General features: G+C 67.4%; 16 protein-coding genes. 14 read left to right on the top strand and 2 right to left on the bottom strand.

The features are described 5' to 3' along the window. From VFV09_12735 to VFV09_12680, 12 genes are all read left to right on the top strand, one after another. Window positions 1-233, top strand: a 233-nt coding sequence (locus VFV09_12735) for a nitrate ABC transporter substrate-binding protein (protein ID HEU4868579.1), incomplete at its 5' end; no start/stop codon positions are given. Continuing rightward, entirely contained in the window at window positions 230-1,126 is an 897-nt protein-coding gene (locus tag VFV09_12730; protein HEU4868578.1) for an ABC transporter permease, read from the top strand. The genes VFV09_12735 and VFV09_12730, both read left to right, overlap by 4 nt. Then, entirely contained in the window at window positions 1,123-1,917 is a 795-nt protein-coding gene (locus tag VFV09_12725; GenBank protein HEU4868577.1) for an ABC transporter ATP-binding protein, read from the top strand. The genes VFV09_12730 and VFV09_12725 overlap by 4 nt, the downstream gene beginning before the upstream one ends. A gap of 171 nt (window positions 1,918-2,088) precedes the next feature. Beyond that, a complete protein-coding gene (locus VFV09_12720; GenBank protein ID HEU4868576.1) occupies window positions 2,089-3,528 on the top strand; it encodes an LCP family protein in 1,440 nt (479 codons plus the stop codon). Window positions 3,529-3,579: 51 nt separating this feature from the next. Beyond that, window positions 3,580-4,611: an NAD-dependent epimerase/dehydratase family protein gene (locus tag VFV09_12715; protein HEU4868575.1), complete on the top strand. Its 1,032-nt coding sequence runs from the start codon at window positions 3,580-3,582 to the stop codon at window positions 4,609-4,611. Then, window positions 4,608-5,207, top strand: coding sequence for a dTDP-4-dehydrorhamnose 3,5-epimerase (gene rfbC, locus VFV09_12710; protein ID HEU4868574.1), 600 nt, complete (start codon window positions 4,608-4,610; stop codon window positions 5,205-5,207). Before VFV09_12715 ends, rfbC begins: the two co-directional genes overlap by 4 nt. Window positions 5,208-5,215: 8 nt before the next feature. Further along, window positions 5,216-6,061 carry a dTDP-4-dehydrorhamnose reductase gene (rfbD, locus tag VFV09_12705; GenBank protein HEU4868573.1) on the top strand — a complete coding sequence of 282 codons (846 nt, stop codon included), beginning with the start codon at window positions 5,216-5,218 and terminating at the stop codon, window positions 6,059-6,061. Then, the gene (locus VFV09_12700) at window positions 6,058-6,795 is read left to right on the top strand and encodes a sugar phosphate nucleotidyltransferase (GenBank protein HEU4868572.1); all 738 of its coding nucleotides are present in this window, start codon (window positions 6,058-6,060) and stop codon (window positions 6,793-6,795) included. The genes rfbD and VFV09_12700 overlap by 4 nt, the downstream gene beginning before the upstream one ends. A gap of 46 nt (window positions 6,796-6,841) precedes the next feature. Continuing rightward, window positions 6,842-7,282: an EamA family transporter gene (locus VFV09_12695; GenBank protein HEU4868571.1), complete on the top strand. Its 441-nt coding sequence runs from the start codon at window positions 6,842-6,844 to the stop codon at window positions 7,280-7,282. A gap of 25 nt (window positions 7,283-7,307) precedes the next feature. Beyond that, the gene (locus VFV09_12690) at window positions 7,308-8,249 is read left to right on the top strand and encodes a GDP-mannose 4,6-dehydratase (GenBank protein ID HEU4868570.1); all 942 of its coding nucleotides are present in this window, start codon (window positions 7,308-7,310) and stop codon (window positions 8,247-8,249) included. Next, window positions 8,246-9,247, top strand: a complete 1,002-nt coding sequence (gene gmd, locus VFV09_12685; GenBank protein HEU4868569.1) for a GDP-mannose 4,6-dehydratase — start codon at window positions 8,246-8,248, stop codon at window positions 9,245-9,247. The genes VFV09_12690 and gmd overlap by 4 nt, the downstream gene beginning before the upstream one ends. After that, a complete protein-coding gene (locus VFV09_12680) occupies window positions 9,244-10,176 on the top strand; it encodes an NAD-dependent epimerase/dehydratase family protein (protein ID HEU4868568.1) in 933 nt (310 codons plus the stop codon). The genes gmd and VFV09_12680 overlap by 4 nt, the downstream gene beginning before the upstream one ends. Here the strand turns inward: VFV09_12680 and cofE are convergent. Continuing rightward, on the bottom strand, window positions 10,173-10,886 hold the full coding sequence (gene cofE / locus VFV09_12675) for a coenzyme F420-0:L-glutamate ligase (protein HEU4868567.1): 714 nt from the start codon (window positions 10,884-10,886) through the stop codon (window positions 10,173-10,175). The genes VFV09_12680 and cofE overlap by 4 nt on opposite strands. Then, complete coding sequence (cofD, locus tag VFV09_12670) at window positions 10,883-11,803, bottom strand: 2-phospho-L-lactate transferase (GenBank protein HEU4868566.1); 921 nt, start codon at window positions 11,801-11,803, stop codon at window positions 10,883-10,885. The genes cofE and cofD overlap by 4 nt, the downstream gene beginning before the upstream one ends. Before the next feature lie 79 nt (window positions 11,804-11,882). Here cofD and cofH point away from each other — a divergent pair, with 79 nt between their 5' ends. Then, window positions 11,883-14,219: a 5-amino-6-(D-ribitylamino)uracil--L-tyrosine 4-hydroxyphenyl transferase CofH gene (cofH, locus tag VFV09_12665; GenBank protein ID HEU4868565.1), complete on the top strand. Its 2,337-nt coding sequence runs from the start codon at window positions 11,883-11,885 to the stop codon at window positions 14,217-14,219. A gap of 62 nt (window positions 14,220-14,281) precedes the next feature. Next, window positions 14,282-14,787, top strand: a 506-nt coding sequence (locus VFV09_12660; protein ID HEU4868564.1) for a hypothetical protein, incomplete at its 3' end; no start/stop codon positions are given.

Raw genomic sequence — 14,787 nt, 5'->3', positions numbered from 1 at the left:
GGTCGAGCTACGTCTACTGGTTCCTCGCCCAGTACCAGCGCTTCGGCCTGATCAAAGAGGCGCCGGACTACGAGGCGATTGCCGGCAAGCTGCTGATGAAAGACCTGTACGCCGAGGTGGCGGAGTCCGAGGGCGTGGCGGTCCCCGACGACGACATGGCGCCCTTCCAGGTGAAGCTCGACGGCGTCGAGTTCGACCCCGCCAAGGTAGACGAGGAGGCGACACGCGCATGAACGACAAATCGAACACCGGCACCCTGCTCGACGACCCGGCCGGAACCGGCAGGCCGGTACCCCAGATGCCGCTGGACCCTCGCGTCAAAGAGCCGGAGATCACCAAGCCGGGCCGGGCATCCGAGTTCTCGTCGAGCGTCGCGCTGGCACTGCTGGGCGCCGCGGTCCTCCTGCTGGCGTGGCAGGGATTCGCGGCCTTCCGGCCGGACCTGCCGTCCCCTCTGGCCACGTTCACCGAGTTCCAGACGCTGATGTCGGACCCGTTCCACGACTTCGGTCCCAACGACCGGGGCATCTTCCTGCTGCTGGGGGAGACCCTGAAGAAGGTCTTCGGCGGCTTCGTGCTGGCGGCGGTCGTCGGCATCCCGGTCGGGTTCGCCATGGGGGCCAGCCGGAAGGCCCACAAGGCGGCCAACCCGCAGGTGCAGATCTTCCGGCCGGTGTCGCCGCTGGCCTGGTACCCGCTGGCGCTGGTTCTGTTCAAGAACCCGTTCGGCGCCAGCATCCTGACCATCGGCGTCACCTCGTTGTGGCCGACCCTGATCAACACCGCCGCCGGCGTCGCCGGGGTGCCGCAGGACCACCGCAACGTGGCCAAGGTGTTCAGGTTCAGCCGGGGAAAGTACATCCGCAAGGTGCTCCTGCCGTGCTCGATGGGGTCGATAATCACCGGGCTGCGGCTGTCCATGGGCATCGGCTGGATGGTGATCGTGGCCACCGAGATGCTCTCGGCCGCTCCCGGCATCGGGTTCTTCGTCTGGGACCAGTACAACAACGGCAACCTGCCGGCGGTTGTGGTGGCGATCTTCTTCATCGGCGTCATCGGCTTCCTGCTCGACCTCGGCCTTAAGCGGCTCCAGAGCCGCTTCGACTACACGGCGGTGGCCCGATGAGTCTCGAGATCAGCCTGGTCAGCAAGTCGTTTTCCTCCCGGCGGGGCATCCAGCACGTCCTTCGGGGAGTGGACCTCAAGATCGAGAAGGGGGAGTTCGTCACCTTCATCGGCCACTCGGGCTGCGGCAAGTCGACGCTACTTAACGTCGTGGGAGGCCTGACCGAGGCCGACCTCGGGGTGGTCCTGGTCGACGGCGTTCCCATCGACGGCCCCGGCCCGGATCGGGCGATGGTCTTCCAGCACTACTCGCTGCTGCCGTGGATGAGCATCTACGACAACGTGCGGGAGGCCACCCGCTCCTCCCGCCCCGAACGATCCAGGGCCGAGACCGACGAGGTGGTGGAGCGCTACCTGACGGCGGTGGGCCTGTGGCAGCACCGGAGCAAGCGGCCCGGACAGGTCTCCGGAGGCATGCAGCAGCGGGCCGCGGTCGCCCGGGCGTTCGCAGTCAGCCCGAAGGTGCTGATCCTGGACGAGCCGTTCGGCGCTCTGGACGCCTTGACCAGAGCCCGGCTCCAGCAGCAACTGGTCGCACTGTGGTCCGGTGAGTCGGCCACCGAGACCGTGCTGATGGTGACCCACGGGCTGGAGGAGGCGATCTTCCTGGCGGACAGGATCGTCGTCATGGCCGAGGCCCCGAACCCGTCGATCGCCGACGTGATCGAGGTCGACATCCCCCGCCCTCGGGACAAGACAACGATCATTCACGACCCGCGGTACCAGCGCACCTACGAGCGCCTGCAGGACCTGCTGATGAACCAGCTGGCCCCCGCTACCGAAAGCGCCTAGTACCCGGCAACCCCCCGAGCGCCGGCCGGTTCACGGCGGCCGGCGCTCGGTTTTTTCGGTCCCCGGCCATTCTTCGCCGTTTCTTTACATCTGCCACGGCGGTTTCGCGCCCCGCATGCGGAATACTTGGACCCCATGGGTCGCCGTAACCGCCCCCGGTCGCCCGGTGGTTTGCAACCAATCCTCAAATCCGGCCGAAGCAGCCGGCAGGCGCGCGCGCCGAAGCACCGGATCGTCCGGGTAATCACGATCATCGCGGCTATCGCCGTCGTCCTCGGAGTGCTGGCCGGCGCGGTCCTGCTCTACGCCAACATCAAGGTCAGGGGCAACCAGGAGCAGGTGGAGGTCGCCCCCCAGCCGGTGAACGAGCCGATGAACGTGCTGGTCCTGGGGTCGGACTCCCGGGAGGGGCTCACCGACGAGCAGAAGGCCAGCATGGGCGACTCCGACACGGTCCCCGGCCGGAGGGCCGACACGATCATGCTGCTCCACCTCGACGAGGAGCGGGAGAAGGCGGTGCTGGTCCACTTCCCCCGCGACCTCCGGGTCGAGGACCCCCAGGGCGAGCCGGTGAAGATCAACAGCATCTACTCGCTGGGCCCCGACGTCATGGTCAAGACCGTCTCGGACTTCGTCGGGATGCCCATCCACCACTATCTGGAGGTGGACTTCAACGGGTTCAACGAGATCGCCGACAGCGTCGGCGGCGTCCAGGTCTTCTTCGAGAGGCCGGTCAAGGACGCCGACTCCGGGCTCGACCAGCCGAGGGGCTGCGTGACCATCGAGGGCGACCAGGCGCTGGCTTTCGTGCGGGCCCGCAAGATCGACGACGACTTCGGCCGGATCCAGCGCCAGCAGCTGTTCATGAAGCTCATGGTCGACAAGATCGCAACCCCCGGTGTGGTGTTGCGGCCGGACCGGGTCATCTCGCTGGTCAACGTCTTCTCCTCGGCGGTGAAGTACGACGCCGAACTTTCCCTTTCCGACATCAAGACCATCGGCCTGCGCCTTCGGACGTTCAACTCCGGCAACCTGGACATGCGGGTGGTCCCTTCCGCCGGGGCCCGGCTGGACGGTGTCTCCTACGTGGTGGCCAACGAAAAGCAGAGCCAGGCCCTGTTCACCGCCCTTGCCCAGCGGCAGCCGCTGCCCGACTACGGGCGCACCGGCGTCAGCGCTATCGACCCCCAGGACGTCCGGGTCAGCCTCCTGAACGGCACCGAGGTGGCCAAGCTGGCGTTTGCCGAAGGAGAGATTTTGAAGGCCAAGGGATTCCAGGTGGTGGAGACCGGCAACACGGTTCCACACCCGCTGACCGCGGTCTACTACGCCGAGGGTTTCCAGGACCAGGGCCGGCTGCTCGCCAACACCTACGGCGGCGAGCTGAAGGAGCTTCCTGCAACCATCGAGGCCATCGGCCAGGTCGCCGTGGTGCTCGGAGAGGACTTCGCCGCCACCCACCCGGTCCCCGCCACGATCGCGACGCCCACCGGCTCTCCCGGACCCCGGCCCTCCGTGGCCGCCACGCCGACCACGGCGCCTCCGGTAACGCCATCCCCGGTGCCTTCCCCTGCCGCGGCCAAACCCCTGGTGCATGCTTGCGACGAATAAGCGCACGCTCTCTGGGCGGCCGCTCGAAAAGCGTCGCATAGGATAGGCCCGATGACATCCAACATTCTCGTAACCGGCGGCGCCGGCTTTCTCGGCAGCCACTTCGTCCGGCTGAAGCTGCAATCCGGGTCCACCTCGGTCACCAACGTCGACTGCCTGACCTACGCCGGCGACCAGCGCCGCCTGGCCGACGTTGCCGGCAGCCCCGACTACAACTTCGTCCGGCTGGACATCGCCGACGAGGGTCCGATCAAGGCGCTGGTCGCCGACCTGAAGCCCGATGCAATCGTCCACTACGCCGCCGAGTCCCACGTGACCCGCAGCGAGAACGACCCCGACCGCTTCTACCGCACCAACGTCGAGGGGACCCGGGTGCTGCTCGATGCTGCAGTGGCCGCCGGGGTTCCGCGCTTCCTCCACGTGTCGACCGACGAGGTCTACGGGTCGACCCTCGAAGGCGCCTTCAAGGAGTCGGACAAACCCGAGGGTGTAGGCATCGCCGCCAGCCCCTACTCCAAGTCCAAGGCCCTCGCCGACGACCTGGCCCGCTCCTACGCCGACCGCCTGGAGGTGGTCGTGGTCCGGCCGACGAACGCCTTCGGTCCGTGGCAGTTCCCGGAGAAGGTCTTCCCCCGTTGGGTCACCCGGGGCCTGAGAAACGAGCCGATGCTCGTGTGGGGCGACGGTCTGTACATACGGCAGTGGCTCTACGCCGAGGACTTCGCCCGGGCGGTGGCGCTGGTCCTGGAGAAGGGCGAGAACGGCGAGGCGTACAACATAGGGCCGGTGCACGAGCCCGAGATCACCAACCTGGACCTGGCCCGATGGCTGGCCGAGTACCTGAAGCTGCCGGCCGATGCGATTCAGATGACCGGCTACGACCGGCCGGATCACGACCGCCGCTACGCGGTCGACTCATCCAAGATCCGGGCCCTCGGCTGGCGCTCGGGCGACGTCTGGTCCCAGTTCACCGAGAGCGTGAACTGGTTCCGGGACCACCGCGACTGGTGGGAGTCGCTGATCGCGGAGGCGGAGTCGATCTACGCCGACGCTGCGCCGGCCGGCAAGGCTGCCCCCGCTTGAGCGCCCCCGAGATCCGGGAGCTCTCCATACCCGACATCAAGATCCTGAAGCCCGCCGTTTTCGCCGACGAGCGGGGGTCGTTCTCCGAGTCCTTCAACAACCGGGCGCTCGCCGAGGTCGGACTGGAGCTCAACTTCGTCCAGATGAACCTGTCCTTCTCCGTCAAGACCGGGACCGTGCGGGGCCTGCACTTCCAGAAGCCGCCCTACGACCAGGACAAGCTGGTGATGGTGCTCCACGGGAGCATCTGGGACGTCGGCGTGGACCTGAGGTCCGGCTCGCCTTTCTACGGGACCTACGCCGGCGAGGTGATCAGCGCCGAGGAGGGGAATCAGATCTTCATCCCCAAGGGGTTCGCCCACGGCTTCTGCACCCTGGAACCGGACACCAAGGTGGTCTACCTGGTCACCAACTACTACTCCGCCCCGGACGACGCCGGCCTGCGCTGGGACGACCCGGCGCTCGCCATCCCGTGGCCGCTCCCGGCCGAGGGCGCAACCGTGTCCGACAAGGACGCCGTGGCGAGCGGCTGGGAGGGCTTCGAAAGCCCGTTCTCCTTCGCGTCGGCGGAGACTGCGGCCGGCGGCAACCGCTAGGCCGGCCGGTGCCCAGAGTTCTGGTGACGGGCGGCAACGGCCAGGTAGGCCGGGCCTTCGCCGCTTTGATCCCGGACGCGGTGGTGCTGGACCGCAGCGAGCTCGACATAGTCGACACCGGCCAGGTCCAGAGGGTTTTCGACCGGGTTCGCCCCGAGGTCGTCTACAACGCCGCCGCCTACACCGCGGTCGACAAGGCGGAGGCCGAGCCGGAGCGGGCCCGCATGATCAACGTCGACGCGGTGGTGAACCTGGCAGCGGCGGCCAAGATGCACGATGCGCTGCTCGTCCACTTCTCGTCCGACTACGTATTCGGTGGCGACGCCGGACCGTACACCGAGCTGGATAAAACCAGGCCTCTCTCGGTCTACGGCCGGACGAAACTCCAATCCGAGATCGCCGCCCGGGCGTCGGGCAACCGCTACCTGATCATCCGCACCTCCTGGGTTTACGGGGACGGCCACAACTTCGTGAGGTCGATAGTCGGGGCGGCTGCCAAACACGACGAGCTCACGGTGGTCGACGACCAGCGGGGCCGGCCCACCTACGCCCCCGATCTAGCCGGGGGCACCGCCGCGCTGGCGGCCGCCGGCTGCACCGGTGTCTACAACCTGAGCGGCGGGGGAGACGCGGTCACCTGGGCGGGATTTGCCGAGGCGGCCATCGAGGCGGCCGGCCTCGACACGAGAGTGCGCCCGGTGACCACGGCACAGTACTATTCAGGCAAAGCAGGTCCGATTGCCCCCCGCCCCGCCAACAGCGAGCTCGACTGCTCCAAGGCGGCGGAAGCGGGTGTTAGCCTCAGGCCGTGGCGTTCAGCCGTCGCCGAATACGTGAAGGAGTTGCAGTCTTGAAAGGCGTTGTACTCGCCGGCGGTTACGGCACCCGGTTCCATCCGGTGACCCGGGTTGTGAACAAGCACATGCTGGACGTCTTCGACGAGCCGATGGTGTACTACCCCATCCGCTCGCTGGCCGGGTCCGGCGTCACCGACATCACACTGGTCACGATCACCGAGTCGCTGGAACAGTTCCAAAGCCTTCTGGGCGACGGTTCCGAGCTCGGGGTCAAGATCCGGTACGCGAGCCAGGAGGGCGCCGGGGGGATCGCGGAGGCCCTCCTGCAGGCCGCCCCGATGTGCGCGGGCGACGATGTGATGGTGGTTCTGGGCGACAACATCTTTCAGGACGACCTGACCCCGTACGTCCAGAGCTTCTCCGAGCAGGGCAAGGGGGCGAAGATCCTGCTCAAGCAGGTGTCGCTCGACGACGCCCTCCGCTTCGGCGTCGCCGAGGTCAGGGACGGGAAGATCATCGGGATCGAGGAGAAGCCCCCCAGCCCGAAGAGCGGCCTGATCGTGACCGGCTGCTACATGTACGACGACCGGGTTTTCGACCTGATCGGGTCCCTCACCCCGTCGGCCCGCGGCGAGCTGGAGGTCACCGACCTCAACAACCTCTACGTCGAGGAGGAGTCCATGACCTACGACATCCTCCGCGGTTGGTGGACCGACGCAGGCACCCCGGCCAGCAAGCTCAAAGCCTCAATCCTGGTTGCGCTGGAAAAAGGTGTCACCTTCCACCGTTAGCCCGACATGATGGTTGAGGCGCACAACTGCGGATAGGATCAAGGCCGTGACGATTAAGACGATCCTCCTAACGCTCACGTCGGTCTTCCTGGCGACCGCCGGTCAGCTCATGCTCAAGTCGGGCATGGCCCGCGTCGGCTATATCGGCACCCAGCGCCTGGGCAAGCCCCTCCAGGTCATCTGGGACGTGGCGCGGACCTGGCAGGTGCTCATCGGGCTGACCCTGTTCGTCCTTTCGGCAGTCACCTGGCTGGTGGTCATCTCGAGGGTGCCGCTCAGCCTCGCCTACCCGTTTGCCGGCATCACCTACGTCCTGCTGGCGATGTTCAGCAAGTTCGTCCTCAAGGAGCATGTTCCGTATCTCAGATGGGTCGGGGTGGCTCTGATCGTTGCCGGCGTCGTGATGGTGGGCAGGACATCCGGCCCCGAACAGGACGCCCTGGACCAGACGTCGCAGCAAGCCGTTCCCCCCGCCACCGCACACTGACCGCCAGCGCACATAGGAGGCCCGATTGCGGGTCCTGGTAACCGGAGCAGGCGGATTCGTCGGCGGCTACCTCCTTCCGTACCTGCTCGAGGCCGGGCACGAGGTGGTCGCAACTTCGCTCGACCTCCCGGCCCGTCCCGGTCCGGAGCCGGTTCGCTGGGAGGCGCTCGACCTCGTCGACGCACCGGGGGTTGCCGACCTGGTCTCGTCCTCGGCGCCCGAAGGGGTTATCCACCTCGCGGCCCAGGCTTCGGTCGGCGGCTCGTGGACCGACCCCAGCCAGACCTACCGCAGCAACATCGAGGGGACATCCAACCTGCTGGAGGCGGTCAAGGAGCTGAGGCCCCGGGTGCTTCTCGTCGGGTCGGCCCAGCAGTACGCCCGCCCGGAGGACGGCCGGGCGCTTACCGAGACCTCACCCCAGTGCGCCGGCTCGCCCTACGCCCTTTCGAAGATCGCACAGGAGCATTTGGGAATGATGTACCTGAGGCAGTACGGCGTGGAGAGCGTTTTTACCCGGTCGTTCAACCACACGGGCCCGGGGCAGAGCCCGAACTACGCGGTCGGCTCCTTTGCCTCGCAGATCGCCCGGCTGGAGCAGGCCGGGGGCGGCGAGATGCACGTGGGCAACCTCGACTCCCGCCGGGACTTCCTGGACGTGCGGGATGTCGTGCGGGCGTACGCCCTGCTTCTCGAAGCCGGCGAAGCAGGCGAGGCGTACAACGTCTGCTCGGGCCGGGCGGTACGTATGGGGGACGTTTTGGATAAGCTGCTGGAAATCGCCGGGTTGAAACATAGGGTTCAGGTGCATCTGCAAACCCTGCACGCCTCGGCTGTTACGGACCTTCTTGTAGGAGATTCCACCAAAATAACGACTGCGGTTGGTTGGGCCCCCCGAATTCCCCTGGACCGCTCGCTTGTTGAGACTCTCGATTGGTATCGGGCAAACCTGGAGGGCACACGATGAAGAAGGCGCTGATCACAGGAGTCACGGGCCAGGACGGCTCCTACCTCGCCGAACTTCTCCTCTCGAAGGGGTACGAGGTCCACGGGGTCGTCCGGAGGTCGTCGTCGTTCAACAGCGGGCGGCTGGACGGCGTCTACCAGGACCCGCACGAGGCCGGGGTCCACTTCTTCAAGCACTACGCCGACCTGTCGGACACCTCCTCCCTGCTGACCCTGATCGGGAACATCCAGCCCGACGAGGTCTACAACCTGGCCGCCCAGAGCCACGTCCGGGTGTCGTTCGAGATTCCCGAGTACACCGGCGACGTTACCGGCCTCGGAGTCGCCCGGATGCTGGAGGCGGTGCGGATCGCCGGCGGCGATATCCGCTTCTACCAGGCGTCGTCGTCGGAGATGTTCGGGGCCAGCCCGGCCCCCCAGAACGAGTCCACCCCCTTCGTCCCGCAGAGCCCGTACGGCGTGGCCAAGCTGTACGGCCACTGGATAACGGTCAACTACCGGGAGGCGCACGACGTGTTCGCCTGCAGCGGCATCTTGTTCAACCACGAGTCGCCCCGCCGGGGGGAGAACTTCGTGACCCGCAAGATCTCCCGGGCGGTCGCCCGAATTGCGGCAGGGATGCAGGACAAGCTGTTCATGGGCAACCTGGACGCCTTGAGGGACTGGGGCTACGCGCCCGAGTACGTCGAGGCGATGTGGATGATGCTGCAGCAGGAAGCGCCCGACGACTACGTCGTGGCCACCGGGGAGGCCCACTCGCCCAGGGAGTACTGCGAGGTGGCCTTCAGCCACGCCGGGCTCGACTGGACCAAGCACGTGGAGATCGACCCCCGCTACTACCGCCCGACCGAGGTGAACCACCTGCTGGGCGACGCCGAAAAGGCCCGCACGAAGCTCGGGTGGGCCCCGAAGACCAATTTCGAGGAGCTGGTGCGCCTGATGGTCGACGCCGACGTCAGGCTGCTCGAGGACGAGATGAGCGGGCGCCTGGTTCGTTGAGGGCGCTGGTAACCGGCGGCGCCGGGTTCATCGGCAGCCACATGGTGGACCGGCTGGTGGCCGGCGGCCGGGAGGTGCGGGTGATCGACAACCTGTCCTCCGGCGAGCAGCGCCTGCCGTTTCTCGAGGCCGCCGGCGTGGAGGTCGACCGCCTGGACATCCGGGACGAGGCGGCCGCCCGCCTGATCGAGGACTTCCGGCCGGATGAGATCTACCACTTCGCCGCCCAGATGGACGTTCGCCGCTCGGTCGCCGACCCCATCTTCGACGCCGACGTCAACGTCCTGGGGACGCTGCGGATCCTGGGGGCGGCGGCCGGCGCCGGCGCCCGGGTGGTGACCGCCTCGTCCGGCGGCTGCATCTACGGCGAGGCGGACCCGGCCCGGTTCCCCCTCGACGAGCAGACACCGAAAAACCCGGACTCCCCGTACGGGATCACCAAGTCGGTGATGGACGACTACCTTCGGTTCTACAGCTCGCTGAACGGCCTGCAGTACGCCAACCTGGCCCTGGGCAACGTCTACGGCCCCCGCCAGGATCCTGCGGGGGAGGCCGGCGTGGTGGCGATCTTCGGAAGCCGCCTGCTGAAGGGCGAGCCGTGTTCGATCTTCGGGGACGGGTCCCAGACCCGGGACTACGTCTTCGTAACAGACGTGGTCGAGGCGTTCTTCGCCGCCTCGGCGAAGGGCGACGGCGAGACCTTCAACATCGGCACCGGCGTGGAGACGAGCGTCAACGACCTCTATGCCCGGATGGCGGCCATCTGCGGGGTGGAGGCCGAACCTGTGTACAGGCCGGCCCGGCCGGGCGAGCTGGAGCGGAGTTGCCTGAGCAGCGCAAAGGCCGGCGGGATCCTCGGCTGGTCCCCGCAAAAGGACCTGGACGAGGGCCTGGCCGAGACGATCGAGTTCCTGCGGACCCAGGTCTAGAGAAACAGGTCCTCGGCCGCCGGCCGGATGAGCGCCTTGGCATCGCCCCGGCCCCGCCGGATCGGCGCCCCCCGGACGACCGCTACCGGCACACCGTCGGCTTTGCCCATGACCATCTCGGCGGCGCCGGCCAGCTCGTCGGCGATGGCGATGTTGGTGACCCTGAGCACCGTCCCGAAGCTGTCGGTGGTGTCCCGGTAGTTGACGGTCGGCAGCATGCCGGCCACGCCGATCGCCACGTTGGTCTGCCCGTTCCGCCAGGCCCGGCCGAAGGTGTCGCAGATCACGACCGCCACATCTGCCTCGGCCAGCAGGTTCAGCCGGCTGCGGATGCTGCGGGCAGACCGGTCCGGGTCCCGGGGGAGCAGGGTCACCGTGCCCGGTTCCACGTTCGAGGCGTCGATCCCCGCGCTGGCGCATACGAAGCCGTGTTTCGTTTTGGTGATTGCGATCGAGCCGTTGCGCCTGAGGAAGGTTGCGCCCTCTTTGGCGATGAGTGCGTCGCGGGCCTCCCAGTCGCCGGAGGGCATCTTGGCCACCCGGCCCTCGGCCTTGGAGACGATCTTGTGGGTGACCACGACGACGTCGTCGTCCTGGAGGGTGACTCCGCCGTCGAGGCAGGCGGCGTGGATGCGGTCGGCGACCCTGTCCCCTTTGGAGAACTCGCCCTCGATCCTCACCCCGAAAACTGAGATGGCTGCTGCAGTCAAAGCTCCAGGATCTCCTTGGCCAGCTGCTTGGCGTCCGCGGGCTTGTGCATGATCGTCTGGGTCGCCAGCGCCCGCATGCCCAGCGCCTCAACCGCCCCCACCTCGGAGGCGTCGGCGTTGTCCAGCACCATCGTGCCGCAGAAGTCCCGGTAGAGCCCCGCCACACCGGCGGCGGACGCCTCGGCGCCCACGACGGGCAGCAGAGTCGCGGCCGGCCCCTTCAGGGCGGACCCGGCGATGATCGGCGAGATGGCCACGACATCGGCCCTCCGGCGGCCCAGAGCCTCACGGATGCCCGGCACCGACAGGATCGGGCCGATGCTGAGCACCGGGTTGGACGGGCAGACGACGATAAGGTCGGCGGTCTCGATCGCCTCGAGAACCCCCGGGGCGGGCCGGGAAGCGCCGGCGCCCTCGAACTCGACCCCTGCCACCTCGTCCGAGTGGCGCAGCTTCACGAAGTACTCCTGGAAGTCCCGGACCTCGCCTCCGACGGTCAGGATCTTCGTCGCCACCGGGTCGTTGCTCATCGGGATGATCCGGGCCCCGACGCCCAGGCTCGTCCGGATCCGTTCGGTTACCTCGGCCAGCGTCAGGCCGTCGGCCAGGAGGTGGGTCCGGGCCATGTGGGTGCCGATGTCCCGGTCCTTCAGGGTGAACCACGTCTCGATGCCGTAGCTGCCCATCTGCTTCAGGGCGTTGGTGGTGTCCCCGGCGATTCCCCAACCGGCGGTGTCGACGATGCCGGCGAGCGTGTACGCCACGATGTCCAGATCGGGGCTGATGTGCAGCCCGTGCATCACGGAGTCGTCCCCGGTGTTGCCGATGATCGTCACGTGGTCGTCGCGGGTGGCCATGATCAGCCCCCGCAGGAACCTCGCGGCCCCGACGCCCCCGGCGAGTGCCGTGACTCTCAATGTGCTGATACACACCCCCTGCCGGAACCGGCTGCTTTCACGTTGCCCGAGCGAGGACAGTATCATCGGGACACAGACGATGACTGAGATCCCGGACCACGACCTCGTTTCCCTGATGGAATCGGGGAAGTCCGCCGAGCTGATCTCGCGGGCCGCCGCTATCCGCGACGCCGCCTGGGGCAACATCGTCACCTACTCCCCGAAGGTCTTCATACCGCTGACCAAGCTCTGCCGGGACGTGTGCCACTACTGCACCTTCGCCCGCCCTCCGATCGCCGGCCGCAGGGCGTACATGACGCTGGACGAGGTGCTCGACCTTGCCCGCACGGCGGCCGCTGCCGGGTGCAAGGAGGCGCTGTTCACGCTCGGCGACAAGCCCGAGCTCCGCTACAAGGTCGCCCGGCAGGAGCTCGACGAGATGGGCTACGCCACGACGCTTCAGTACCTGGCGGCCGCCGCGGCGGCGGTTCTGAAGGAGACCGGGCTGCTTCCCCACCTGAACCCGGGTGTGATGGACGCCGAGGAGCTGGCGTACCTGCGCAAGACCGCGCCCTCGATGGGCATCATGCTCGAGTCCACCTCCCGCAAGCTGCTCGCCAAGGGCTTCGCCCACTACGGCTCGCCGGACAAGGACCCGGCCCTGCGGATGGAGACCATCGACGAGGCCGGCCGGCAGAAGATCCCGTTCACCACCGGGATCCTCATCGGGATCGGCGAGACCTGGCGGGACCGGGTGGAGACCCTCGGGGCGATCCGGGACTCCCACCTGCGCCACGGCCACATCCAGGAGGTCATCGTCCAGAACTTCCGGGCCAAACAGGACACTCCGATGCACTCCCACCCGGAGCCGGCGCTCGACGAGATGCTGGCGACCATCGCCCTCGCCCGGCTGATCCTCCCGACCGAGGTGAGCGTGCAGGCCCCGCCGAACCTCGCAGACAAGGAGGGCGGGGCCCTGGCCCGCTACATCGAGGCCGGCATCAACGACTGGGGCGGCGTGTCCCCGGTGACCATGGACCACGTGAACCCGGAGGCCCCATGGCCGGCGATCGGCCGGCTGCGGGCGGTCACCGAGTCCGCCGGCTTCATGTTGATGCCCCGGCTGGCCGTATACCCCCGCTACGCCTTCGACCCGGAGTGGGTGGCCAAGGAGGTCCGGGCGAAGGTCCTTGACCACATCGACACCCACGGTCTTTCCAGGGACACCTCGTGGTTCCCCGGCTCGCCCGACTCCGCTCCCGACGTATTTGCCTCCCCGACGAACTGGTCCGGCAGCCCTGCGGTACGAAGCCGCAGGGCCTTCTCGCAGGCACTGGACAAGGCCTACGGGAGCAGCGAGCTCTCCGAGGAGGAGATCACCGTGCTGTTCACCGCCCGCGGCCCGGAGCAGCGGGACCTGTTTTCGGCCGCCGACGCGCTTCGCCGGGAGGTCAACGGAGACACGGTCACCTACGTGGTCAACCGCAACATCAACTACACCAACATGTGCTACTTCAAGTGTGGTTTCTGCGCCTTCAGCAAGGGGCCGAAGTCGCTGAACCTCCGGGGCGACCCGTACCTGCTGGACCTCGATGAGATCGCCCGCCGCTCGGCCGAGGCGTGGGCCGCCGGCGCCACCGAGGTCTGCCTGCAGGGGGGAATCCACCCGTCGTTCACCGGCGACTTCTACATAAGCGTCCTGCGGGCGATCAAGCAGGTGGTGCCCGGCATGCACATCCACGCCTTCAGCCCGCTCGAGGTGTGGCAGGGGGCCGCAACCAAAGGCGTCTCGGTCAAAGACTTCCTGAAGGAGCTGAAGGACAACGGCCTGTCCACTCTGCCGGGAACCGCAGCCGAGATCCTCGACGACCGCATCCGCGCCGTGATCTGCCCGGACAAGCTCAACACCGCCCAGTGGTCCGAGGTTGCCCGGACCGCCCACAGCCTCGGCCTGCAGATGACGACGACGATCATGTTCGGCCACGCCGACGACTACCGGTCCTGGGCCCGGCACCTGATGGTGCTGAGGGACATCCAGAGGGACACCGGGGGATTCACCGAGTTCGTCCCGCTGCCCTTCGTCCACATGGCCGCCCCGATCTACCTGAAGGGCAAGTCCCGGAGGGGGCCGACCTTCGAGGAGTCGCTTCGTATGCATGCGGTCGCCAGGCTCGCCCTCCACCCCCTGATCAACAACATCCAGGTCTCCTGGGTCAAGATGGGCCCCGAGGGCTCCCAGGCGGCCCTGAAAGCCGGATGCAACGACCTGGGCGGCACCCTGATGAACGAGATCATCTCCCGATCGGCCGGAGCGGCCCACGGCCAGGAGCTCGGGCCGGACGAGATGCGACGGCTCGCCACCGAGATCGGCCGCGCCTGGGCCCGCCGGAACACCGTCTACGAGATCCTGGAAACCAACCAAAAGGCGCTGGTCTAGGTTCACGTAATCCGGGGCAACCGTGTATTCGGGCATAGCATTACGGGGGTATGCTCGAAAGCGTGAGTGAAGCGCCTGAAGAATCCGGCGAACCAGAGGAGTCGGACCGCATTGACGCGCTCCTTTCCACCGCCCTGGCCGACCAGGCCCGGGAGCGGCGCATGCTGGTCGAAACCGTGTTCGGCGCCAAGACCGCCCTCGTCAAGGCCGAGGAGGAGCTTGCCGGCATCCGGGAGCTGATCGACAAGCGGGACGAGGCGCTTCTCGAGGCGATCACCAAAAACAACCAGCAGATCGTCGAGTCGCTCTCCGCAAATCTGCTCGAAGCGGTAGGCGCGATCTCGGAGAAGGTCGAAGCGTCGGTGAAGTCCCAGCCCAAAATTCAGCCCCCGCGCGACGCAGGCCTGACGGTCCGTATCGAGGCGATCGAAGAAGCCATCATTCAGCTGGCGCAGCGGATCGCCGACCTCGGCGACCTGCCGGGTCAGCTTCGACGTGACCTGGAGGTGTCGGCGGTCGCCATCGGGGACCGCATCGGAGAGGAGTCCGCCTCGCTGTTGGCGGACAT

The sequence above is a fragment of the Actinomycetota bacterium genome (assembly GCA_035759705.1).
Lineage (GTDB): Bacteria > Actinomycetota > CADDZG01 > JAHWKV01 > JAHWKV01 > JAJCYE01.
The sequence above is the reverse complement of the archived record's forward strand: the minus strand, read 5'-3'. Positions and strand labels throughout refer to the sequence as shown.

Excerpts from the sequence above, each read along its gene's own strand:
- VFV09_12730 (HEU4868578.1), top strand. The coding sequence starts at position 230 with ATGAACGACAAATCGAACACCGGCACCCTGCTCGACGACCCGGCCGGA.
- VFV09_12725 (HEU4868577.1), top strand. The coding sequence starts at position 1,123 with ATGAGTCTCGAGATCAGCCTGGTCAGCAAGTCGTTTTCCTCCCGGCGG.
- VFV09_12715 (HEU4868575.1), top strand. The coding sequence starts at position 3,580 with ATGACATCCAACATTCTCGTAACCGGCGGCGCCGGCTTTCTCGGCAGC.
- gmd (HEU4868569.1), top strand. The coding sequence starts at position 8,246 with ATGAAGAAGGCGCTGATCACAGGAGTCACGGGCCAGGACGGCTCCTAC.
- cofH (HEU4868565.1), top strand. The coding sequence starts at position 11,883 with ATGACTGAGATCCCGGACCACGACCTCGTTTCCCTGATGGAATCGGGG.